The following is a 24,111-nucleotide window of genomic DNA, read 5'->3' as shown; positions in this document are numbered from 1 at the left end:
AAAGTTAATTTTCGTCATCACGGGCAATATTGATACGATCATATTGGGTTGATGCATTTTGGGATTGAGGTGTAGGACGTTCTAGACCTGATTCATCCAGATCTGGCATATCTTTGTATTTCTCCAGATTTTGATGTTCTACTTGGGCATCACTTTCAAATAGATGCTCAAGTTCAGAAATAAAATCACGGTAACTTTCAAAAACTTTTTGCTCATCCGTATAAATGCGCTGTTGGCGTGCTAACAGTTCTTCATCATAGTTTCTAAACAACTCAACACTTTTATAAGCTTCTTCTTTGCTCATGCCCAGTTCACAGAGTGTTCGATAACCCATACCCAATGAGGTTAAATAGGTTTCGCGCCATATATGTTTTACCCCCACATCACGCAGTAAATGCATATGATAGCGATCACGAGCACGTACCAATAATGTCAGGTTGGGGTAATTAAGTAAAATATGGCGAGAAACATTCATGGAGTCCTCAACATCGTCAATCGCCAAAACAAAAACTTTAGCTTGTTCTATACCTGCTGAACGTAATAAATCAGGTTGTGTGACATCACCATAATATAAAGTACCGCCATAACGGCGAACAAAGTCAATTTGCTGTAGATTGTTGTCAATTGCAGTAAATGGAAAATGACGAATACGTGCTAAACGTGCGACGATTTGTCCGACACGACCAAATCCAGCAATAATTAAAGCAGGATGTTCATTGGGAATGTCATCGTATTTAGGTGCTGTATTTTTATTGATTAAGGGTAAAAGCCAACTGCTGACCAACCAAAATACAACAGGGGTGAAGATCATGGACAAGGTCACAATCAAGGTGATCGGTTCCAAAATTGCTTCAGTCAACACTTTTTCACTCTTGGCGACATTCAAAACCACAAATGCAAATTCACCACCTTGAGCCAAACAGCTTGCAACCATCAAGCTGTTGGTCCAAGTCATTTTTTTATAGCGTGCAATCGCTAGCATGGTCAGCAGTTTAATCAGGACTAAACCAATCGCCCCACCGACGATCAGGAGCGGCATGTCTATGACTAATGAGATTTGTGTGGTCATACCCACAGTCATAAAGAAGAGACCGAGTAATAATCCTTTAAATGGCGCAATGCTGGCTTCTAGTTCATGACGAAACTCTGAGTCTGCAAGCAATACACCAGTTAAAAATGCGCCTAATGTCGTGCTGATGCCCAGTGTATCCATCAATAAAACCACACCTAGAACGATAAATAATCCCACTGCGGTGATGAGTTCTGTAGCACCACTTTTTGCCACAAAGCGGAAAAAGGGGCGCATGACATAACGACTAAAAAGAAATAAACCTGTAAATGTTGCGACAATTGCAGCAAAGTAAGCTACGCCGTGATGGCTAGATTCACTGCCTGCTAAAAGCGGAATGATAGCAAGTAAGGGAATTGCGGCAATATCTTGAAAAAGTAAAATAGAAAAAGACTGTTGACCATGTGTGGTGTTGAGTTGTTGTTTTTCTTCTAAGAGTTGTAAAACGAAAGCAGTTGATGAAAGTGCTAAAGCAAAACCGATGACAAAGCTTGCGGGCAGTGATTGTTGGAAAAGCAAAAAGAGCGCACCCATCAGTACCACACCGGTCACAATGACTTGTAAACTCCCCATGACAAAAATCGACTGACGCATTTCCCACAAACGTTGTGGGCGAAGTTCCAAGCCAATCAGAAACATTAACAGAATCACGCCAAACTCAGCGAGATGCATAATTTCTTCCGGGTCATTGGCAATATTCAGCGCACTTGGACCGAGCAATATTCCTGTAAATAGATAACCGAGCACAGTCGCAATGCCCAGTTTTTTCCCGAGGGGAACAAGGATTAAAGCTGCACCAAGAAAAATGGTGATTTGGAGTAACAATGACATTCACGTGCCTTACATTCTTTTCTTTCTTAGGAAATTGTAGCTTGATTTTGTGACTGACTTGGAGATATTTATTGAGAAATTGCTTGTGAGTAGAATAAAAGTGAATAATTTCTTTAAATTTAAAGTCTTAAAATAATGGATTTCTTTCATAATTTAATATTAAAATTCTCTTATCTTAATTGTCTTTCCTTAGAGCGGATAGCTTTTCAATATCAATAGTATTTTCTTTTTAGATGATCATTTTTACTTGATGAAGTGTAACGAATGACTTTAGTTGCAATTTATAAGATGTTGTTGCTATTAGAGGTAATCGTTTTCACTTGTGATAACTAGCTTTTTTAAGTGAACAATATTTTAGAATATATTTATATTTGATCCAATTTATTTTAAATATTAATGAAATTATTTCAATTTTTCATTTAATTAAAAAAATTTCGCTTAATGAATTGTTAATTTTAATTAATAAATTTATTTACAAATGATAATTATTATCATATATTAATGATTGCTAAATACAAGACCAATAAAGATTGGCTATTCTAAAGTATCTACCCTTTCTTTATAAAAACATTGAAGTGCCAAAAGGCACACATACTACTTTTATTGTGGTGTCATTATGTCTAAAAATAGAATATACATTTTTTTAATTTGTTTTAACTTGCTTAGTATAGTTGTACTTCATAATGCAAATGCTACAGAAAGTTTAGAACCATTAGATTGTGACCAATATGGTTATAATTCCTCTCAATACTATGAATGTGAAGCTAGAGAATTAGAGCGTCAACGTCAAGGTATGGGATCATTACCTACAATTACAGTAACTGCAACAAAACCTGATCCATTTCCTAGTGGAATTTATTACCCTTGGGGTGGCGGTGGCGGTGGCGGTGGCGGAAATTCGGGTTCTGGTGATCGTGAGGTTATTTTTCCCAATTCAACACAAACGGAGTGTTCTACAGACACCACTGCTAATCCTATCGTGATTGCAAATGGAAAAAAGATCCAACAAGAGCAGGACTTTCTAGGCTCTGGTGAAATGCCATTAGCCTTTGTTCGATATTATGATTCTTTTGCGAGTGGTTCTGCGAACTTCTCAGCCAATGGTAAGTGGCGGCACAATTTTGACTATCGTTTAGCCAATGATGCTCAAGGAAGAAAAATTCGAAAATTACCAAACGGTGAAAATTACTACTTCAATGAGTTGATGCTGCTTCAGGGAACTCGTACAGAAACCAATGTTATTTTACCCGATGGTGGTGTTGAAACCTACACACTAGATGGACGGCTACTTCGTAAAAAGAATGCTCATAATATTGGCTGGGTACTTTCTTATGATGAAAAGCAAAGATTAATTAAAGTGACACATACCAATGGGAAAACGGTGGTTTTAACATGGAATCAAGATGGTATGTTGGGCTCAGTGACAGATCCATCAGGGAATATTTATCTTTATAATTACGATTATAGATATAGATACTCTAAAAGAATTGGATTCACCAAAATAAAAATCCCATATCTTGTTTCTGTCACTTATCCAAATAGTTTAGGTTCGCGAGCATACCATTATGGAGAGAATGGTGCAGGTAGTCAGGTACTGAGTGGGATCTCTGTAAACGGTACCCGTTACAATAGTTATTCTTTTAATGGAAATAAAGCGATTCAAAGTGGTCGTAGTGATGGTACACAAGTTGATAACTTGGTTTTTGCCGATAATTATACAACAGTGACAAATCCTTTAGGTGCTGTATTTAAATATATTTATACCAATAATCAAAAAAATAAACTCGCAAAAATAGAAAGAAGTGGAGTCAATAATTGTCCAAATAGCAGTGCAACCATCACCTATGATGACAATGGGTATGTGATTTCCAAAAAAGACTGGAAGGGTATAGAAACACGCTATCAGCGTGATGGTTTTGGACGAATTACACAAGAAATATCAGGTATCCAGAACAATAACCTTGCCAATGCTCAAATCAGAAATTATAGCTATCTTGAACGAACAAATTTAATTACTCAAATCCAAATATTGGATGGTTCTAATCGTTTAATTCGGGATGAAGTATATAGCTACTATGGTGTGAATGAATCTGCGAGTTATCGACTTAAAAGTCAGAACATCTGTAATAAAACAGGGACAGTCAATTGTCGTGCAACGGGCTATGGCTATAGTTTACACAGCAATGGAATGTTGAGTGCTGTTGTGATCAACAGTAATGGTAAAAATACAATTTATCAATATGATTCTGAAGGGAATTTGATTCAAAACACAAATGCATTAGGGCATGTAACATATTATTCAAATTATAGTGGCTTAGGATTGGTTGGTAAAATCACCTATTCAAATGGTTTAATCGAAGATTATTTTTACAATGCTCGTGGTCAAACGACTCAAATTAGACAGACTCTTGATCAGAACCAGACTCGGACTCAAACATTTGAATATGGAGCATTTGGTGTCACGCAGATTGACCGTAATGGCGTGAGAGAATCTATCTATTACAATAATAATGGCACAGTTTCTCAAATTACTCATGGTCGAGGACGAGAGATTCTAAGTAGCCAAGAATACCAATATTCAAATCTTGGGCAACTGTTGAGCGTTCGCTATAAAGAAAGCGGTTCGCTTCGTTACTCCAAAGCCAATCAACATAATCAACTTGGTTGGACCACTGCGGATCTCGGTAACAATGGGCAAAACCAAGGTTATGAATATGATGCAAATGGAAATGTCATCAAACAAACAGACTCTTTGGGCAATATAACTTCATATTCTTATGATTCACAAGGCAATATTAGTCGAGAATCTCGTAGTGATGGCTCATCTGTTACTTATTCCTATGATGCTTTTGGACAATTAACTAATATCAAAGATGCTAAAGGGAATATAACGACATATGCTTATGATGGATTTGGTCAATTGTTATCAACAAACAGTCCTGATACAGGAGTGACCCAATATCAATATGATAATGATGGTAATTTAATTCGTTTAACACGAGCAAATAATGTTATTACAACGTATAGCTATGATGCTTTAAATCGTCGTATAAAGGCACAATCAGGCAATCATGTTCAAACTTGGGTTTATGACAATTGTACTAATGGTATTGGACAATTGTGTGCAACAGCAGATGGAGTGACTTCCACAGGTTATGGATATACCAAAGACGGTCAGCTTGCAGTAGAAATCAAAACAATCGCTGGCGTTACTTATTCAACCTATTGGAGCTATAACAATCTCGGTAATTTGATTGGTGAAAGCCGTGAAAATGACAACAACAAAGTCATTTACGAGTATGACCAATTAAATCGAGTTCGTGCTGTTAAATTTAAGATAGGTTCGACCATACAAACTATTGTCAGCAATGTCACTTATGAACCCTATGGTGGCATTAAAAGCTGGACTTATGGCAATGGTTTATCACGACAAACCAGCTATGATCTAGACTACCGTTTAACAAGCATATATTCACCACGAGTTCAAAATCTAAAGCATGATTATAACGCCAATAATTGGATGACAAAAATTGATGATAGATTGAATAGAGGTCAATCAATTGACTATTGGTACGATACGCTTGGACAACTCAAGATAGCTTCATCTCGTTACAATGATGAACGTTGGCAAAATGATAGTAACTATAACCGAACCTACCGTTGGGGTAACAGTAATGCTGCGGCAAGTTATGTTCTTGGTCGAGGTAATCGTTTAAACAGTACCACAGGTGCTGAAGCAAAAAGTTTTAGCTATGATAGTGTTGGTAATCTGATCCAGAAAACTGGTTATGGCGGAACAGTTAACTATACTTATGATGGTTTTAACCGTCTGCAAAGTGTTAATACAGGTACTACGGTAAGTTATGACTATGATGCTTTTAATCTCCGTAGCCGTAAATCTGGCAGCGGTGGAACGATTAATTATATTTATTCGGTTGATGGTCGCTTATTGGCTGAAAGCCCACTGTCTAGTTCACAAAATGGTAGTTTGTCTAAGATTTATATTTGGTTGGGTGGTCAACCGATTGGATTCGTTACAAACAATCAATTTTACTATATCCATAATGATCATTTAGGTCGTCCAGAGATTATTACAGATGCAAATCAAGCCATAGTATGGAAAGCACAACTCAGTAGTTATGACAGTGCTGTGGTTCACAGTAGTATTGGGGACTTTAACTTAGGTTTTCCAGGACAGTATTTTGATGTTGAAAGTGCGCTTTGGTATAACTGGAATCGTTACTATGATGCCAGTATAGGGCGTTATACTCAGAGTGATCCGATTGGATTGGCGGGTGGTTTAAATACCTATGCTTATGTAGAAAATAATCCGGTTAGTTTTGTTGATGAAAATGGGTTAGCGCCAACTCGAAGAGGACCATCATCAAGAATAGATCCTATAACGGCTAGCCAAATTAGATATTATATCGATAGAATTAGGCAATTTGACCCAAATTACACATATAGAACTTACAGACCAATGAATGATCCTGTGGGTATAAGAGATATTCAAAATTTACAAAGAGATTTAAATCGGTTGCAGATTAATAGCCAATTAGAATCTCAATGTAGACCGAATGATACAAGACCAAATTTAAGATTCATGCATCCACCTAGCACATTGATGAATGGTTCAAGCTATTCTTATTGGCGAGGTCAGTCTTCTCAATCTATTATAGAGTCTTTAAGGCCACGTAATGGTGATAATTCATTAATGGTAAGCCCTAATGGTACTGTATATGGGGGAAATACTAGAATCTATATTCTTGAACAAAGAGGAATAAATGTTAATTTACTGCCAAGGGAGATATTTGAGTGAATAAATTATGGATTGAAGCTAAATCAGATTTTTTGAATTTAAATAAAGATCTTCAAATCAAGTGGCTTACAGTTTTTTCTGGATATTTAACAATTCAATTTAGAGTAATTTTTCATGAAGAAAAAGATATAAATATTAAACTAAGTAAACTCTATGCTCTTAATGAAATACACCATCAAATCTCCCCACAGATTGGAAGGAAAATTCAAAATATCAATAGTTATCCTGATGATTTATTTATTGATTATTTATATTCAGCTACTGAAAAGTTAAATATTAGTATGTTAAGCTTTTTGAAAAGCACTAAAAATATAGAAAAATGGGATTGATATTGATTTTAAATGATTTATTAACTAGAAGAGATTAATAGTGAAAATTTCAAACTTTAAAAATGATTTTATTAATAATGAGTTTGAGTTTTACGCTAATCTAAATAAATTAGATAAAACTGTGTGGCTTTTGAGATTTAGTTTTTATTTAACTTTAGAGGTTAGGGAAATACTATATAATTATCGTCAAGAAAATATTATTGAGGATGTTAAAGTAGATGCTATTAATGATGTTCAAATGGAAATTTCAATACAAGTTACATCACTAATAAAAAATAAATTAGATATTGAAGATAAAGTTTTATTTTCGATTTTTGAAGATAAATTAGGGAGATTTAATTTTGATTTTTCACAATTTATTAAAGATGTCCGAATGAGAGTTGATTGTCAGTAAATAAAGGATATCTTGCTAGATGAAGAAGTGATTTTATACAGCAAAAAAATATTCGAATATACATTAGATCTCTTGCGAAAGTAGTTTTTTAATCATTTGGAATTTATGTAATTTCTTATAAATCAAAGGTCGTGTCTGCTTAAGTTTTGACTAATGCAAGAGATCTGTTTTACAAGAAAACGGTATTAATATTAATCTTTTACCTAGAAGTGAATAATTATGACTAATCATACTAATGAGAATAAGGCTATATTTTCTAGTCTTGATAAAGAATATTTCATGAAATTAAGTAATGACCATAAAATAATTTGGTTCTCTAGGTTAGGTTATTATTTGTCTATGGAAATAAGGATAGCCATATATGATAGTCGTGATTCGTTACTAAAAACTGATGACTAAAAAATTGATCTTATAAATGATATTCTCTTGCAAATTTTTGGAAAAATTGGTTCTAAGATTAGAAATGATGATGATTTTCCAGATGCTGATTTTTTTAATCTCTTAAAAGAAAAGGCAGAAAAAGCGCATTTCTCGCCTCGTTTATTTACATTATTTATTAAAGATATTGAGTGTCGTATAATAGGATCCAGCTGAAATTTAGAACTTGTAAAAATATTATCTGTGTAGATTTTATTCATGATTAGGATGATTATATTTTTTGCAATTTATTTATCATTTTTGATAAAATAGTATTGACCACATATATTTAGCTTGAATATAGTTTATGCAATGATTTTTGTGCTAATAGGAAGTGTAGAGTGGTTGAGATTATATTTGTGCTTCCAATTTTAATTGCTCTTTATTTGATGGTCTTATTTTTTCTAAAACTCAAAAGTAAATTTTAAAGATAAAATGTTTGTGAATAAATTAATTGAAAGAGCAGAGTTTTACATACCATTTAGGTCAAGGTAGTAGTGTGCCAAACTTTGTTAAAGAATTTGATCCTAAGTAGAGATGAAAGATGAAAAAAATTATATTTTCTATTGTGATAATTATTCTTCTATCTTTATGTTGGTTTGTTTATGAATTATATCAAGAGCTAAAAGGCAAAGGAGAGTGGGAGACAATCCATATAATAGAATCAAATAATAGAAATTCAAATTGGAAAATAATTCCGCAACCATTTGGAGAGCCATTCACACTTCTAGGAATTACAACAGGAGATCCAAATAAGCCATATGTATGGGTGGCATTAAATATTGAAGGTGAAATAAAATATTCTCCTCAAAATGTTGATTTTCAACTATCGTGTAATGATCTTAAAAAAATAAATGAAAATTTTGAAATTAAAGAAAATGTTCATAAATTTTTAAAGTCAAAATGTATTAACTAGATTTTAGTAAAATTATTATAAATTCTATGATGTTAGTCATCATAGAATAATTGGAGCTAACCGATCGGGAATATTTGAAGTGCCGATTGAAAGAGTTGAATTACCATATGGTTATTAAAGAACTCCAGCAGATCTTATGTACACACCAGGAGGATATTAATGGATATTATTTATTCTATTCGCGCAAACATAATCTCTTGTAGAAATGTTTTGTTAAATGGAAATCCAAAAGAGCATATTGTTGATTGTCTTCAATATGTTATTGATAATTCCTCATTCGTTCCTGTAGAGAGTACGCGTAGAATACTTGATTTCTGTTTAAAAGAGGTATTATTACAAGTTCATTCTTCGGATTTTCGTAGTGCTGGAATGATTTTGAATTTAATACATAATCTTCCGTTAGATAAAGAAAAAGCAGCATCATGGGATGTTGATTACTTTTTATCTATGGAGTTAATTACTTTTTTGGAAAATTTTGAATTGATTATATCTGCAAGGAAAATAGTATTTTTTGTCTGTGGAGAGTTAAGCTCCAATATATCGAATGAAAGTATTTAGTTAGAATCAACACCATGAAATTGATAAAAATATTGATATTTATAATTTACTTAATATTACGAGGGAATACATCAATATTCGATTATACAAGCGGTTGAATTTAGATAGAGGTATGTTCAACATATAATAAAAAAACTCAACTTAACTCTTGTGGATCAACATCAATCGTTACTTTCATTGTAGAGGGTTTTTGCTGTAGTAATTGGGCCCACCATTGATGGACATAAAAGTGCATTTTTGCTCGATCTTGTGAAAGCAATACCACATGTGCTTGGTAACGACCTGCTTTACGCTCCATTGGGGCTGGAATAGGACCCCAAATATCAATTAAGTGTGGTTCCGACATTTGACGAAGTAATTGCGTCATTTCAGTCAAAAACTTTAGATTTTCTTCCTGATGTTTAGATTCACAGCGTATCAAACTGGCATAGCGAAAAGGGGGAAGCAAAGCGGCTTGACGATCTTTTAAGGTTTGCTTGGCAAAGGTTCGATAGTCATTGTGAATCAAAGTATTTAATAAAGGATGATCAGGTCGAAGTGTTTGCAAATAGACTTCTCCTTTATTCTCTCCACGACCTGCCCGACCTGCAACTTGAATAATCAATTGGGCTGTACGCTCTGTTGCTCGAAAGTCGACACTGAGTAAACCTGCATCTATATCTAAGATTGCAACCAAAGTGACATATGGGAAATGATGCCCTTTGGCGAGCATTTGAGTCCCAAGCAAAATCGTGGGTTCACTTTTTTGAATCTGATCATAGATTTTCTGCCAACTGCCGACACGGCTAGTTGAATCCCGATCGACGCGAAGTACAGGAAAGTTGGGGAATAATTCAGTTAAGGTTTCTTCAACCTTTGCAGTTCCCATGCCGATTGGTTTTAATTGTTGTTGATTGCATTGTGGGCAGGCATCAGGCAAACGATTAATCGTCCCACAATGATGACAGTGTAAATGCTGATAAGGTTTTAAGTGTAAGGTAAAGTGTGCATCACAATTTGGGCAGTTGGCTTGCCATCCACAACTTTCACAAATTAATACAGGTGCATAACCGCGACGATTTAAAAAAATTAAGACCTGTTCTTTTTTATCTAGACGCTTTTTAATTTCCTCGATTAAAACATCACTTAAGCCATGTTGCTTCTTAGCAACTTTTAAATCAATCAAATGCATTTTCGGCATCAACGCGACGCCTGCACGTTGATTTAATTCAATACGTGTCAGCTTTTCTTGACGAGCCAAATAATAGCTTTCAATACTTGGTGTGGCAGAACCTAAGATAATTGGACAATTTTCTAAATGCGCACGGTATAAAGCAACATCACGGGCATGATAACGGAAACCTTCTTGTTGTTTAAATGAAAGATCATGCTCTTCATCCAGAATAATTAAACCGAGATTAGGTAAAGGTGTATAAATTGCAGAGCGAGTCCCTAAAATAATAGAGGCTTTACCGGTTTGTGCATGTTGCCATGCTTGTAAACGTTTGCTGTCATTTAAACCAGAGTGAAGCAATGCAATATTGCAATGAAAGCGTGACTGAAAACGGCTGATGGTTTGTGGTGTTAAGCCAATTTCTGGGACTAAAACAAGCACTTGTTTGCCTTGTTTCAGTACTTCGTGCATCACTTGTAAATAAACCTCAGTTTTACCACTTCCCGTTAAACCATCTAACAAAAATGCTTGATATTTCTTTAGTGCCTTTAAAATCGTTTGGATGGCTTTCTTTTGATCTTCATTGGGAGTGAGTGGCAACTGAGCCAGTTGAACTGGTTCAGGTTGAGTATTTTGAGGTTCAAGTGCAAATTGGATAATTGCTTTTTTCTCAAGCACTTTTAGTGTTGCTGTTTCAATACCACTCAGGTTTAGGATATTTTCCTGCGTTCCTTTTGGATGTAATTTTAGAATTTTATAAGCATCTTGTTGTTTTTCAGAACGCTTTACTTTGTCTTCAGCATTTAAATCGATTACTTTCCAGACACGAGCCAATAAATCATAAGGTTTACCTTGGCGGAGTAATGTAGGAAGGGCAGTTTGAATCACCTCACCAATTGGGAATTGGTAATATTGCGATGACCATGTCAATAAATTTAAAACTTTACTGTCTAGAATAGCGTGATTATCTAATAGTTCAGTAATTGCCTTGAGTTTAAAATGAGAGTCTATAGGTTCATCAATCGGAATTTTTTTTACAATCACCCCAACAAGGTTTTGTCGTCCGAAAGACACAGCAACACGTGCACCGATTTCTGCCTGTGCGTACTGTTCAGCACTCACTTGATAGTCAAAACAGTCATTCAAATACACTGGAACAGCAACTTGAACACGATAAATAGTTTGTGGTGTAACAATGGTATTCGGCATTTTAAATTCAGTGGCTCATTAATTTAGTGAGGCTGTGATGAAATTGTTTCATGTCCATATTCGGCTTGTGTTAGAGTGTAACCGTCATTGATAGACATGAATATGAATGATTTATAGGGTATGACGCAACAGCGTAATCAAAAAATTTGGGAAAATTAGAGCATAACAATGCCAGCATATCAATTTACTGCGCTTGATGCTTCAGGAAAGCAGCACAAAGGCGTGTTAGAAGGTGATTCAGCACGTCAGATTCGTCAACAATTACGGGATAAAGAATGGATTCCTGTAAGCGTAGATGCTGTTGAACAAAAAGACAAAAATAAAAGTTCGGGTTTGTTTCAACGTAAATTTTCAGCCTATGATTTGGCACTCATGACACGTCAGCTTTCCGTTTTGGTTGCTGCTGCAATTCCACTTGAGGAGGCTTTACGTGCCGTTGCCAAACAAAGTGAAAAAGTCTACGTGCAAAATCTTTTACTTTCTGTACGTTCCAAAGTTTTAGAAGGGCATTCTCTAGCACAAGCGATGCAACAAATAGGGCGTTTCCCTGATTTATATATTGCGACAATTGCTGCGGGTGAACGTTCTGGACATTTAGACTTAATTTTAGACCAACTTGCAGACTACACGGAAAACCGTTTTGCGATGCAAAAGAAAATTCAAGGTGCAATGATCTATCCGATTATTCTCATGTTTATGTCTTTTGCAATCGTTATGGGCTTGATGACTTATGTTGTTCCAGACATCGTCAAAACGTTTGACCAAAGCAAACAGGCTTTACCTTGGATTACGGTGGCTTTGATGAAAGCCAGTGAAATTATTCGGCAAGCTTGGCCATTTATTTTGGTTGCCAGTGTGGTGGGAATCTTCTTACTGATTCGTTTTTTACGAACGTCGGCAGGGCATTATGCTTTTGATCGTTTAACGCTCAAACTGCCATTAATTGGTAAATTATCTCGTGGTATAAATGCTGCACGTTTTGCCAGTACCTTGTCCATTCTCACTCAATCAGGTGTGCCTTTGGTCGATGCTTTAAAAATTGGTGCAGCCGTGAGTAGTAATTGGGTCATTCGTGATGCAGTCAATGTTGCTGCAGAAAAAGTGACAGAAGGTGGGAATTTGGCAACGCAATTGGAGCGCTGTGGTTATTTCCCACCAATGATGGTACAAATGATTAAAAGCGGTGAAGCTTCTGGTGAGTTAGATCGAATGCTAAGTCGTGCATCAGATATGCAGGATCGAGAAGTATCTTCATTTATTTCAACTTTATTGGCATTGTTGGAACCGTTAATGTTGGTATTTATGGCGGGTATTGTTTTAGTGATTGTAATTGCTGTCATGTTGCCAATCGTCAATATGAACAATATGATTTAAGCCAATTATTTTTATAAAGAATAGAGAGTAAGTAGATGCTACGTAAGATGAATAGGACTCGTCAGTCAGGTTTTACCTTAATTGAAGTGATGGTTGTGATTGTGATTTTAGGTGTACTTGCCGCTTTGATCGTGCCGAATGTGATGGGACGTGGAGAAAAAGCCAAAGTTGATACCACAAAGATTACTTTAAAAGGTGTGGCAGGTGCACTTGATCAATATAAGTTGGACAATGGTCATTATCCAAATAGTCAAGAAGGTGGTTTAGATGCGTTGGTCAACCAACCTGCAACAGCGAAAAACTGGTTACCAGGTGGTTATGTTAAAGGTGGCTATCCAAAAGACAGTTGGGAAAATGATATTCAATATGTCATTCCGGGTTCAGAAGGTCGTAAGTTTGATTTATATTCTTTTGGCGCAGATGGTAAACAGGGCGGCGAAGGAAACGATGCTGATATTTATTACCAGCCATAATTAAAAGTATTTTTTGCAGTACTTTATGGAATTAATCACTTCACTTTATCGAGATAATAAATGTGGAGTGAAGTGATAATATTTCTTATTTGATAATTATATTATAAGTTGTTGAAATTTATCAACTATATTAAATAATTAATGTTTGAGAGTTATAATAAGAATTATTCCCATGTTTGATAGTTACAAGAATGTTAAATTGTGAATAAAAATAGACTTTTTATTTATTAAAAAGCTTGCATAATAGTTCTCAAGGCAATTTACATTGCTTGGAGGATGAGATGAAAGCATTATTATTATCAGATGAAATTAGCCAATTTCATTGGACGATGCTCAAATCTGTTCTTTTAATTTTGAGCTTATTGCCGATTAGCCAGTTTTTTTTAAACCTTTGGCAAAATGCCGATGCCAGTAGTCAAATCGTAATTGGGTTTATGGCGATTAGCGTATTTAGTGCATTATCTATTATCAGTTTTTATAATGCTTTAAATTTAACGGTGATTCAGTTAAAAACTGAATTCTCATCATTATTAGAACAATATTTAGTACGTTTATACCGTTATGTTCCTATGCTGTTTCTAGCAGGCATGTTGTCATATTTAGTGACTCAAATTTAATTGGCGAGTTAAAACCGAGGAAATGTCCTCGGTTTTTCATTTCTGTGTTTTAACTGTTTTGATTAAAAACTGAAATTTAATCCAATTAACTCGGTTGAACAATAAGCATCGTTATTTTACGCACAATCGGTAAAAGCAGAAGCAATACTGGAAACGCGATCAGCCATGAAATTCCCCATGCTGAAACCCACGTATTGACGGAAAAATTGTCGAAACCCATACTTCTCAACGTACTAATACATGACACAATAAAGGTCATAATAATTGATAAAAAGAAAGGCATTACAATTGCAGTATAACGATTTGGAATTTTTCTTAAATAAAAAGATTGAGATTTTTGCATTTTTTACTCCGTAAACCAACAAACGCCAGTGCCACATCAAAATATTCAAATTTTGATAAAAAATAGCTCCAAGCCTTGTTGGAGATATGTTGGCACGTTGATTGACGTAAACGTTTACGGCTTTATGATCAGCACAGCTAATGTAGCATAAAGCGAGAAACAATTGAAAGAAAAAATCAGTGAATGGCAGGTAAAGTATAGCGACATATAATTGAATTAGATTCGTTTTTTAAAAATTTGATATGTTGAATAAATGTCCTTTTTAAATGATTCATTGTCCATTTCATATAAGGTCGATGGGGCTAAATTTATTTAAGATGCTAGGGCTGTTGACATTTCATAAATGGCTTGCGCTGTAGGTTAAAATTGAGCAGGCATGAGGAATATACTCCGCAAGGAAAGGAAGAGAATAGCGAGACTATTTTCAAGTTTCATAACACCGGCTGAGATAATTTGAACCACAACCCTGAGCAAAAAAAGCATGACTTTGTTTGTAGCGCAAGTTGCAGCGGGGGGACTCGTGTGTTTTGTATCGCTTCGTCGTTCCCCTGTAAAACAGTGTTTCTCATCATTTAGAGTGGCTAAATTTCGTATTTTTTGCCTAGTGTCGGCTAAAAACACACATAGTCGCAAACATAGGTGAATTGTCAGCAGATCCTAGATATTTATGGTGATCAATAGAAAGAGGAAAACCAAATGCAACAAATTGAATGGAATGACTTTTTTAAAGTGGAATTACGTATAGGAAAAATTATTCAAGCTGAAGTATTTGAGAAGGCGCGTAATCCTGCTTATATTTTACATGTCGATTTTGGAGAAGAGATTGGTATTAAAAAATCCAGTGCGCAGATTACCCAACTCTATCAGCCTGAAAACTTAATTGGAAAGTTGGTCGTTGCTGTGATTAATTTCCCAAAGAAACAAATTGGTCCTATTCAATCTGAGTGTTTAGTGACAGGTTTTCATAATCAAGATGGGCATGTTGCCTTGTGTGTCCCAGATTTGAATGTGCCTTTGGGGACCAAGTTACTTTAATACATTATGATATATCCGTATCAAAAACACCTCCTTTATGATGCATAGAGAAGGTGCTTTTGATGCGATTGGGGGGCTGCTTTAGCGTCGTGCTTTAAAACTGATGTCGACTGTTTTAGGGCGATAAAACCAACCTAAAATTAACAATAAAAGCGATAAAATTAAAATCGGATAATCGCTAAAACGGGTATACCACGTCTCACCTTGCATTGCAGGTAAATCCCCACGCAGAACCGCTTTCTGATCTACAGGCGCTTGTTTTACGATATGTCCATTGTGGTCAATAAAAGCAGTTACGCCTGTGTTGGTAGCACGGATAAACCAACGCCCATTCTCTTTGGCACGCATTTGAACCATTTGCAAATGTTGTAATGGACCTGCAGTTCCCGTAAACCATGCATCATTCGAAACAGTCACTAAAAAATCACTGTTGATCGCATTACGTCGGGTAAGATTTGGATAAGCAACTTCATAGCAAATCGCAGCAGCTAAATCATGTCCTTTAATATTAAAAGGCTTTTGATTCGATGCACCTTGAGAAAAGCCACTCATCGATGGATCATTTTGCAAAGCGGGTAAGACCCAAGATAACAATCCAGAAAGTGGAATGTACTCACCAAAAGGGACTAAACGTTGTTTTTTATACAAACCTGAAGAATCTGCACCAGAAGCCATCATGCTGTTGTAATACATTGGATAGCCATTCTTTTTTGATTCTTTTAAATCCCAATAAGGAATGCCTGTCACCCATGCTGTACCCGAGCTTTTGGCTTGCTGATCCATCATCTCCAAAAATTGTTCAATATCTGTTTGAAATAGGGGAATGGATGATTCAGGCCAAACAATGAGATCTCTACCCCATTCAGTACGACTTAAGTTGACATAAATTTCTAAAGTCTTGACTTGGTATTCGGTTAGCCATTTTAAATCTTGAGGAATATTACCTTGAATGAGCGATACAGAGAGCGGTTTTTCAGCTTTCGGTTGTACAAAAGTGATAAAAGAAGCTCCCCAGGCGCCAAGTAAAACAACAAGCGCAGGAACAACCCAAAACACTTTCCTATTCAGGATTTCCACCACGGCACAGGCAAGAAGAATAACGGCAAAAGACACCGCAAATACACCAAATAAAGGCGCATAACTATCTAAGAATCGTTCAGTGAACGCATATCCTGCAAACAACCACGGAAAACCGGTGAACACCCATGTTTTAGACCATTCAAAGATGATCCAAAGCGGTGTAAATGTTAATGGGGTTTCAGGGAAAAAACGACGATAAACCCATGTCTGGACTGCCGTAAATAGCCCCATCACAAATGCCATAACTGCAATCATCAATACGCTGAGGACTGCGTTGGTATCACCATAAACGTGGATGGAGGTATAAAGCCAAAATGCCCCAACAAACCACAGTCCAAAGCCATAGCTAAGACCTATGGCAAAGGCTTGACGAGGACTACGACCTTTTAAGCAAGCATAAAGTAAGGCTGGTGATAAGATTGCCAGCCACCACCAATAATAAGGTGCGAGTGCTAAACTAAATACTGCACCTGAGATTAATGCGATGATTAAAGGGAAAATGAGGGGCAATTGTTTTTGTTGTTGTGATGAATTTAACAGCTTGTCAAAATAGGCTCTCATTTACGTACAGCTCGAATCAGATGAATAGTGCGGGCATCTGCTTCAACAATGGTAAATTGCCAATCTTCAAGTTCAACCACTTGACCTTGAAGATCACTGACCAAACCAATTTCCTGAAGCAGTAATCCGCCCATAGTTTCTACTTCATCATCGGAAAATTCAGCATCTAAAACATTGTTAAAATGTTCAATTGGTGTAAGTGCTTGCACAATCCATGCATTGGCTATGTTATGGGTGGTATCAGGAATGATAAATTGAGCTTCTTCATCGGCATTGTCATGCTCATCTTCAATTTCGCCAACAATTTCTTCAAGAATATCTTCCAAAGTCACCAAACCAGCAGTTGAACCATATTCATCAATGACAACGGCAATATGAGTCTGGGTATTTTTTAACATTCTCAAAACTTGATCTGATCGCGCACTTTCAGGGACGAATAAAGGCTGGCGCATTAATGCATGAACATCTACACCAGAGCTACGATTGGTTAAAAATGGCAATAGATCTTTAGCCAATAAAATCCCTACCACGTTTTCAGGTTGGTCAGATGAGAAAACTGGAAAACGTGAATGTGCGGACTCAATCAGCACATCTAAAATATCAAGAAGTTGGTCGTCTTCTTGCAAGCTCACCATCGCTGTGCGAGGGGTCATTACTTCACGAATTTTTGTGGCAGGAAGGTCTAACACGCCCTCTAACATTGCCACAGTATCGGGTTCTAAAAAACGACGTGAATCTTGTACTAATTTTAGCAGTTCATCGCGGGTTTCTGGTGCTGTACCTAACCATTTGCGTAAGCCACGCATTCCCCACGACGGGCCTGATTCCTCGTGCATGATCTTTCCTAAAGACTCTTAATATCTAGTAAATGTTTTTTTATCATACCGAAGAAAATACAGATGTCTATCTATTAAATAAGGTAAATAGATGAATGCATGCGTCATTTTTACACAGAGATAACAAGCCTTATTGATTATTTGAGTTTGTGTTAAAATCTTGGACTGATTTAGCTTTTTTGAGATGAGATATGTCTGAACCATTGCCTACAGCAAACATTCAATTAAATACACGTGGCTTGCGTTGTCCTGAGCCTGTAATGATGTTGCATCAAGCAATTCGGAAATCTAAATCTGGCGATGTGGTAGAGGTTTTCGCGACCGATAATTCAACCTCTTGGGATATTCCTAAGTTTTGTATGCATTTGGGACATGAACTCGTTTTACAAGAAGAAATTTTGGATGATGCGGGCAATAAAGAATTTCATTATCTCGTCAAAAAAGGTTAATTATTAAACAATAGTGAAATCATAGAACATTCGTTGAGGCAGATGCATAAACATAATTTTATTGTTTTTATCAAGTGCATCTGACTAGCGATTTTCAACAGCTCATCAATCTTTAAAAGCCAATTAACAAGTAAACATCTATATAAAGTTGAATACAAAAATGAGAGATAAAGCTTTAAAAAATAATTGATAATTGTGATACAGATTTTGAATAAATTCTTTCTAAAATCAATTGCAAATGAGAGTGTCTAGAAAGTTGGATAATCTTTGTACTTGGTTTTAGTTATTTTATATTTTTGATAAATATAAGAAAATATTAAATTTTACAAATTTTCAATGACAGTTTTTTGACTTTTGAGTATAATCTAAACACATTTGTTAATAATAATTAAATCATTCTAATGAATAGTTTAGTCAATAGTATTTATAAAGTATTGGATCAGTTAGGATTAACCGCTCAAAAAAGAGCTTTGCATATTCAGTTTAGCAATCCTGATCTGACTGCCCAAGTGTTCTTGCAACGCATTGATGGACAACATGCCATCAATCAAGGCGTGTCTGCAGAACTGATCTGTCTTGCAACATCTGCAAATATTCCACTCAAACAGTTTATCGGTTGCCAAGCTGCAATCGACCAAGTTACCGACCGCGGACAACTGTTCCGTACCACAGGCATCATTACCGAAGCTGCACAGGGACAAAGTGATGGTGCACTGACGGTCTATAAGCTCAAACTTGAAGATGCGACATCACTGTGGCATAAACGCCGTAATAGTAGAGTGTTTATGAATAAGTCAGTGATTCAAGTCATTGAAATATTGCATAAAGAGTGGCAGCAAAGAAGTCCGCTGTTTGCTGCTAGTTTGAGTTTAGATAAAACTGGGCTGACCAAAGACTACGATGTTCGTCCATTGATTATACAGATGAACGAAAGCGACCACGATCTACTCACTCGTTTGATGAGAAGTGAAAATTTAAGCTGGTTGATTGATGAAGCAGAACTTAATGTTGCCAACATTTCAGCACCGATCCAAGCTCAAAAACTACGTTTAATTGATGACAACAGCCAATATACTGCGTTAGAACGCAGAAGCATCCGCTTTCACCGCAGCTCCGCGGTAGAACAGCAAGATACTATTACCACATTTACAGGTATACGTTCACTCCAACCGACTTCAGTACATATTCACCGTTGGCAAGCTGATATTCTTGAAACCGAAGAAGGTGCAGGCAATGTACAAAGCAAACATCAGCACAGTGACCAGTACGACAACGCTAGTCTAGGCTTAGAACAAGTATGGCACTTTAGCCCTGCATGGATACCTGACCTGAATGGGGAAGATGGTGCAACACCATCAGGCAACAGTCAGATCGAACGCTTTAACCAAAACCTCAGCAACTACTACGATGCCCAAGCCAAACAATTCACGGCAATATCGACGGTACGAGATGCACAAGTCGGCTATTACCTTGAGCTAAAAGGGCATCCTCAAATCGATCAAAAAGATTCTGCCGATCAGCAGTTCTTGATCATCTCCAAAACCTTTTATAACCAAAATAATTTGCCTAAAGACCTCAATGAGCAAATCAATCGTTTAGTTGAACAAAGTCATTGGCAGCTCACCAGTATCCCCACAAGCAACAGTATCACCACAAATAACAGTGAAGAACGTCAAGCCAATCAGCTGATCTTACAACGCAGAAACATCAGCACAGCGCCAGAATACAACCCACTCAAACACCGTCCAGTGGCGTATCCACAACGCGCCAAAGTGGTTGGTCCAAGTGGAGAAGAAATTCATGTGGATGAATGGGGACGCATCAAGGTTCGCTTCCTCTTTACCCGCAATGAAGACCACAGCCATGATGGTGGTGCAGGCTCGAATGACAATGATACCGACTCAGCTTGGGTTGATGTATTGACGCCATGGGCAGGCGAAGGTTATGGGGCACGTTTCTTACCGAGGATAGGAGAGATTGTTGTCATCGACTTCTTTGATGGCAATATTGACAGACCATTTGTGGTGGGTCGAATCCATGAAGCACAACGCAGCCCGAGCAAGTTTGATGACAAGGGCAAGTTACCCGATACCAAGAAGCTGGCAGGGATTAAAAGCAAGGAATATCAGGGCAGTGGCTATAACCAACTGAGATTTGACGATACCACCAACCAGATCAGCAGTCAGTTACACAGCAGTCATGGTGCAACTCAACTCAACCTTGGCAACCTCAGTCATCCAAAAGAGACAGATAGCAGCGAAGGTCGAGGAGAAGGCTTTGAGCTAAGAACGGATCAATGGGGGGCGGTACGCGCAGGTCAAGGCTTACTGCTGAGTAGCCATGCACAAGATGGGGCATCAGGTAATCATCTAGATACAACCGCAGCCAAAAGTCAGCTAGAAAGTAGCCTGAACAATGCCAAAGCCTTAAGTGAAGTTGCCAAGAATCAACAGACTGATCCTTTAGAAAATCTAGATTATTTGAAATCATTTATTTCGGATTTGGAAAAAGATCAGTCTGATGAATCCAAGAATCAAGCCGATGCATTTAAACAAGCCTTGATGGTTTTAGCCTCGCCGAATTCAATTGGCTTGTCGAGCAATGAAGACATTCATGTCTCTGCGGATAAACAAATTAGTCATAGTGCGGGTGATAGCATCAACCTGAGTACACAAAAGAATTTCTTGGTGCATGCACAAAACAAGATTAGTTTGTTTGCAGCACAGGAAGGCGCAAGACTTTATGCAGCAAAAGGTAAAGTGGAGATCCAAGCCCAAGGAGATGGTGCGGATTTGATTGCTCGTAAAGGTATTCAAATCATTTCGACTGAAGATCGTATTGAATTTATCGCCAGTAAGAAAATTGTGTTAATTGCTGATACTACTCAAATTGAGATTGGTGGTGCAGGTGTTTTGCCAACCACACCAGGTCTGTTTGAAGTTAAAGCTGGACAACATAAGTTTTTGGGACCACAAGAAATTGCTGTGGGTTTTGATAAGTTACCAATAAGTTCTATTTTTGATGATAAATTTCAATTATTAGATCCACTAGGAAAAAAACTTGCAGATTTAGATTACAAAATAACGAATACTACCTCTAATGAGCAATTTTTAGGGAAAAGTGATAAAAATGGTTTCACTAAAAGATTGGGTACAGTATCAAGTCAAAAATTAAAGATTGAATTTAATTACGAAGATTTAATAGTTAATGAAATAGAAGATAAAGAGGAACAAAAATGACGATATTGCAAGAAACAGATACAAATGAAATATGTAATAGTAATTGTATTACTAAAGTTGATTGTAAAAATATGTGGTCATTAGTTCAATACTCATCATATATGGCTTTAACAAGTTATAAAAGCTTAGAAGTTATAAAGAAAGTTGTTCATGGGGGAGAGGTTAATAGAGAATTTTTATATAAAGGAAGTGATGATCAAAAAAGAGTAAAATTAATTTCTAGTCAATATGCGAAAATGTATTTAGAAAAAAATAAAATAGGTAATGTTAAGTATAAAGGGCGATTTTATTGGATGGCTTTAGGAGCGATTGCAGCAAAACAAGTTTATTGTGGAATTTTAGCATTAGATGATTTTGTTTCAAAAATTGGAGGTGGTGTTATTCTTGATGGAGCCAATAAAGTTTTAGATAAAATAGATATAAGTGATAGACGTTTTATAGCGACTGGTGGGATCACAAAATCAGATTTTGATTATATGAGATATTGTATGTTAAAGGGTAATCTTTGGCTTTATTTAGATATATATCCTTATCATGAGTATTATTGTAGATTTTCTAATACATTTAATGACTGTTTATCAAAAAGAGATGGTAACACTGATGATACTAAAGTAGCAAATGATATGCATAAAATTCCATATAATGAAGCATATAATAAATTAGAAAAATTTAAATACTCAGATAATATTTTGAATAATTTGAAAGAAGCTTTTCAATATGTAAAAATTTTTGAAACTGAAAAAATAATCCAAAAGAAACAAGATGCTCAGTTTAATAATTTAATGACAATTGCTGTTCATGAACAACATATTGTTTTAGAAAAAAGTTTTTATTCTCCGAATGGACAACCTGATCAGAGATTAAAAGATATCTTTGATAAACAGTCTAAGCTTGAAAGTAATCATCCATACTATACACAATTTGGAGCTTTAATTGCAGACGTTCAAAATAGGCAGGCAGTATTTACAAATTCATGTACATTGCCAATAGGATTAAATGGATTATCTGATAAAGATAAGTTTTTTGAAGATATGCTAAAAAACGAAAGGCTATATATAGTTAAAGAAAGAATGAAATTTATTACACGCATTGCTGAAGATTTTCATTATGTTATGAAAAAATATCCTGGTTATATGGAAAATTGTTTAGCCAGATTAGCTGAAGGTGATATAACTGAAAAATTGCCAATAATTTAAGTCGGGAATCATAATGAATTCAAATCAAATCATTCAAGTCTTGGTAATTGCACTAGTATTCAGTTTGGCAGCATGTAATTCATCCTCAGAGACAATGAGTAAACAGGAAGAAAAGAAAATGAATGAATCTGATTATATTATTAGTTTTATTGTTGGAGATTCTAGAGAAAATTTAATTAGTAATAATCCTAAATTTTTTTCACAATATAGTTCAGGTGCAAGTGTAGGTTTTATAAGACCAAATTTAGATACTAACCAAGAAAGAAAGCTTAAGTTAAATTTAAAAGATGGATATGACCATACAGTTTTAGTTTTCAATCATTTAGAAAATTTAGTTTTTGTATCAGATGCTAACTATCCAAAGCAAGGAATTACTGATATAGGTTTTGATATGAGTAATATAGAGGCCAAAAAAATTAATGAAAAAAGTAGTTATCTTGCTTATGAGGGAATTGTAAAGCAATTGAATAAAAATGGTTGGAAAGTCTTTTACTTCGAGTCTGAGCCAAGAATATTTGGAAAGCAATCATTTGAAGCGAATAATAAAATACCTAACTATCTCGGGAGTTTGGATGGTTTTTATTTAGATAGTGAAGAAAAATGGGAGAAGTATTCGAGTGATTTAAAACGTCAACCTCTTCGATTTTATAAAAACAATGTCATCTTAACGATAAATTTTCGTGAATCTATTGATGATGTGAAAATTCATTTGGATTTTGTTACTTTCTTTTCTCATTATTTTTACCAATATGATGAGAAAATTAGAGATAAAGATTGGAACACATTACTGTCTAATGATTTAAATAAATGGAAGATTGAAAGAGATAGATCTGAGAATAAAATGCAAAAGCTTGGTTACAGCATCAACAATGATTATCAAAATCCTAACGTTTTTAAATTTTTGAATGTTCATTAGTTATATTTCTTGTTTATATCATGCTTTTAATTAATTGATTCTTACGATACATTAAATGTTGATCTATAAATAATATGAAATAATAAACCCGCCGAAGCGGGTTTATTGGTTTACATATTTGGATAGTTAGGACCACCACCACCCTCAGGTGTTACCCATGTGATGTTTTGTGAAGGATCTTTAATATCACACGTCTTACAGTGAACGCAGTTTGCTGCATTAATCTGGAAGCGCTTAGAACCATCATCATTTTCCATGATTTCATATACACCAGCAGGGCAGTAACGCTGAGCAGGC

Annotated in this window: 19 protein-coding genes; 13 read left to right on the top strand and 6 right to left on the bottom strand. The window is 35.8% G+C overall.

Annotated elements, in window-relative coordinates; all coding sequences use genetic code 11:
* Positions 1–4 precede the first annotated feature (4 nt).
* Entirely contained in the window at positions 5–1,900 is a 1,896-nt protein-coding gene (locus tag AC1Z3T_RS18905; RefSeq protein ID WP_100884406.1) for a monovalent cation:proton antiporter-2 (CPA2) family protein, read from the bottom strand.
* A gap of 793 nt (positions 1,901–2,693) precedes the next feature.
* Here AC1Z3T_RS18905 and AC1Z3T_RS18900 point away from each other — a divergent pair.
* From AC1Z3T_RS18900 to AC1Z3T_RS18880, 5 genes are all read left to right on the top strand, one after another.
* On the top strand, positions 2,694–6,719 hold the full coding sequence (locus AC1Z3T_RS18900) for an RHS repeat-associated core domain-containing protein (protein WP_483396876.1): 4,026 nt from the start codon (positions 2,694–2,696) through the stop codon (positions 6,717–6,719).
* Positions 6,716–7,048 (top strand): hypothetical protein, encoded by a 333-nt coding sequence (locus AC1Z3T_RS18895; RefSeq protein ID WP_100884408.1) that lies wholly within the window; start codon positions 6,716–6,718, stop codon positions 7,046–7,048. The genes AC1Z3T_RS18900 and AC1Z3T_RS18895 overlap by 4 nt, the downstream gene beginning before the upstream one ends.
* A 40-nt stretch (positions 7,049–7,088) precedes the next feature.
* Positions 7,089–7,442: a hypothetical protein gene (locus tag AC1Z3T_RS18890; protein ID WP_100884409.1), complete on the top strand. Its 354-nt coding sequence runs from the start codon at positions 7,089–7,091 to the stop codon at positions 7,440–7,442.
* Between the two features lie 961 nt (positions 7,443–8,403).
* Complete coding sequence (locus AC1Z3T_RS18885) at positions 8,404–8,775, top strand: hypothetical protein (RefSeq protein WP_100884410.1); 372 nt, start codon at positions 8,404–8,406, stop codon at positions 8,773–8,775.
* Between the two features lie 159 nt (positions 8,776–8,934).
* Positions 8,935–9,333 (top strand): hypothetical protein, encoded by a 399-nt coding sequence (locus AC1Z3T_RS18880; protein WP_100884411.1) that lies wholly within the window; start codon positions 8,935–8,937, stop codon positions 9,331–9,333.
* Positions 9,334–9,469: 136 nt separating this feature from the next.
* Here AC1Z3T_RS18880 and AC1Z3T_RS18875 read toward each other — a convergent pair whose 3' ends face one another.
* A complete protein-coding gene (locus AC1Z3T_RS18875; RefSeq protein WP_100884412.1) occupies positions 9,470–11,695 on the bottom strand; it encodes a primosomal protein N' in 2,226 nt (741 codons plus the stop codon).
* Between the two features lie 168 nt (positions 11,696–11,863).
* Here AC1Z3T_RS18875 and gspF point away from each other — a divergent pair, with 168 nt between their 5' ends.
* From gspF to AC1Z3T_RS18860, 3 genes are all read left to right on the top strand, one after another.
* Entirely contained in the window at positions 11,864–13,069 is a 1,206-nt protein-coding gene (gene gspF, locus AC1Z3T_RS18870; RefSeq protein WP_005034243.1) for a type II secretion system inner membrane protein GspF, read from the top strand.
* A gap of 35 nt (positions 13,070–13,104) precedes the next feature.
* On the top strand, positions 13,105–13,542 hold the full coding sequence (gene gspG, locus AC1Z3T_RS18865) for a type II secretion system major pseudopilin GspG (RefSeq protein WP_004825310.1): 438 nt from the start codon (positions 13,105–13,107) through the stop codon (positions 13,540–13,542).
* A gap of 281 nt (positions 13,543–13,823) precedes the next feature.
* Positions 13,824–14,159, top strand: coding sequence for a hypothetical protein (locus AC1Z3T_RS18860; RefSeq protein ID WP_005034242.1), 336 nt, complete (start codon positions 13,824–13,826; stop codon positions 14,157–14,159).
* An 85-nt stretch (positions 14,160–14,244) separates the two neighbouring features.
* Here AC1Z3T_RS18860 and AC1Z3T_RS18855 read toward each other — a convergent pair whose 3' ends face one another.
* A complete protein-coding gene (locus AC1Z3T_RS18855; protein WP_100884413.1) occupies positions 14,245–14,502 on the bottom strand; it encodes a DUF2798 domain-containing protein in 258 nt (85 codons plus the stop codon).
* A 696-nt stretch (positions 14,503–15,198) separates the two neighbouring features.
* Here AC1Z3T_RS18855 and AC1Z3T_RS18850 point away from each other — a divergent pair.
* On the top strand, positions 15,199–15,537 hold the full coding sequence (locus AC1Z3T_RS18850; RefSeq protein WP_483396866.1) for a tRNA-binding protein: 339 nt from the start codon (positions 15,199–15,201) through the stop codon (positions 15,535–15,537).
* Positions 15,538–15,618: 81 nt separating this feature from the next.
* Here AC1Z3T_RS18850 and lnt read toward each other — a convergent pair whose 3' ends face one another.
* Both lnt and AC1Z3T_RS18840 read right to left on the bottom strand, forming a co-directional pair.
* A complete protein-coding gene (gene lnt / locus AC1Z3T_RS18845; protein ID WP_100884415.1) occupies positions 15,619–17,178 on the bottom strand; it encodes an apolipoprotein N-acyltransferase in 1,560 nt (519 codons plus the stop codon).
* Positions 17,175–18,014 (bottom strand): HlyC/CorC family transporter, encoded by an 840-nt coding sequence (locus tag AC1Z3T_RS18840; RefSeq protein WP_004825299.1) that lies wholly within the window; start codon positions 18,012–18,014, stop codon positions 17,175–17,177. Before AC1Z3T_RS18840 ends, lnt begins: the two co-directional genes overlap by 4 nt.
* Before the next feature lie 191 nt (positions 18,015–18,205).
* Between AC1Z3T_RS18840 and tusA the strand changes: the two genes are divergently transcribed.
* From tusA to AC1Z3T_RS18820, 4 genes are all read left to right on the top strand, one after another.
* Positions 18,206–18,463: a sulfurtransferase TusA gene (gene tusA / locus AC1Z3T_RS18835; protein ID WP_100884416.1), complete on the top strand. Its 258-nt coding sequence runs from the start codon at positions 18,206–18,208 to the stop codon at positions 18,461–18,463.
* Positions 18,464–18,864: 401 nt separating this feature from the next.
* Complete coding sequence (locus AC1Z3T_RS18830) at positions 18,865–21,702, top strand: type VI secretion system Vgr family protein (RefSeq protein WP_483396864.1); 2,838 nt, start codon at positions 18,865–18,867, stop codon at positions 21,700–21,702.
* Complete coding sequence (locus tag AC1Z3T_RS18825) at positions 21,699–22,898, top strand: DUF2515 family protein (protein ID WP_483396863.1); 1,200 nt, start codon at positions 21,699–21,701, stop codon at positions 22,896–22,898. Before AC1Z3T_RS18830 ends, AC1Z3T_RS18825 begins: the two co-directional genes overlap by 4 nt.
* A gap of 13 nt (positions 22,899–22,911) precedes the next feature.
* The gene (locus tag AC1Z3T_RS18820; RefSeq protein ID WP_100884418.1) at positions 22,912–23,814 is read left to right on the top strand and encodes a hypothetical protein; all 903 of its coding nucleotides are present in this window, start codon (positions 22,912–22,914) and stop codon (positions 23,812–23,814) included.
* Between the two features lie 110 nt (positions 23,815–23,924).
* Here AC1Z3T_RS18820 and AC1Z3T_RS18815 read toward each other — a convergent pair.
* Positions 23,925–24,111 (bottom strand): 4Fe-4S dicluster domain-containing protein (locus AC1Z3T_RS18815; RefSeq protein WP_483396455.1); only part of this gene is annotated, 187 nt, incomplete at its 5' end.

It is taken from the genome of Acinetobacter sp. B-6 (assembly GCF_056930735.1).
Note: the sequence above shows the minus strand (reverse complement) of the source record. Positions and strands in the feature narration are given on the sequence as shown.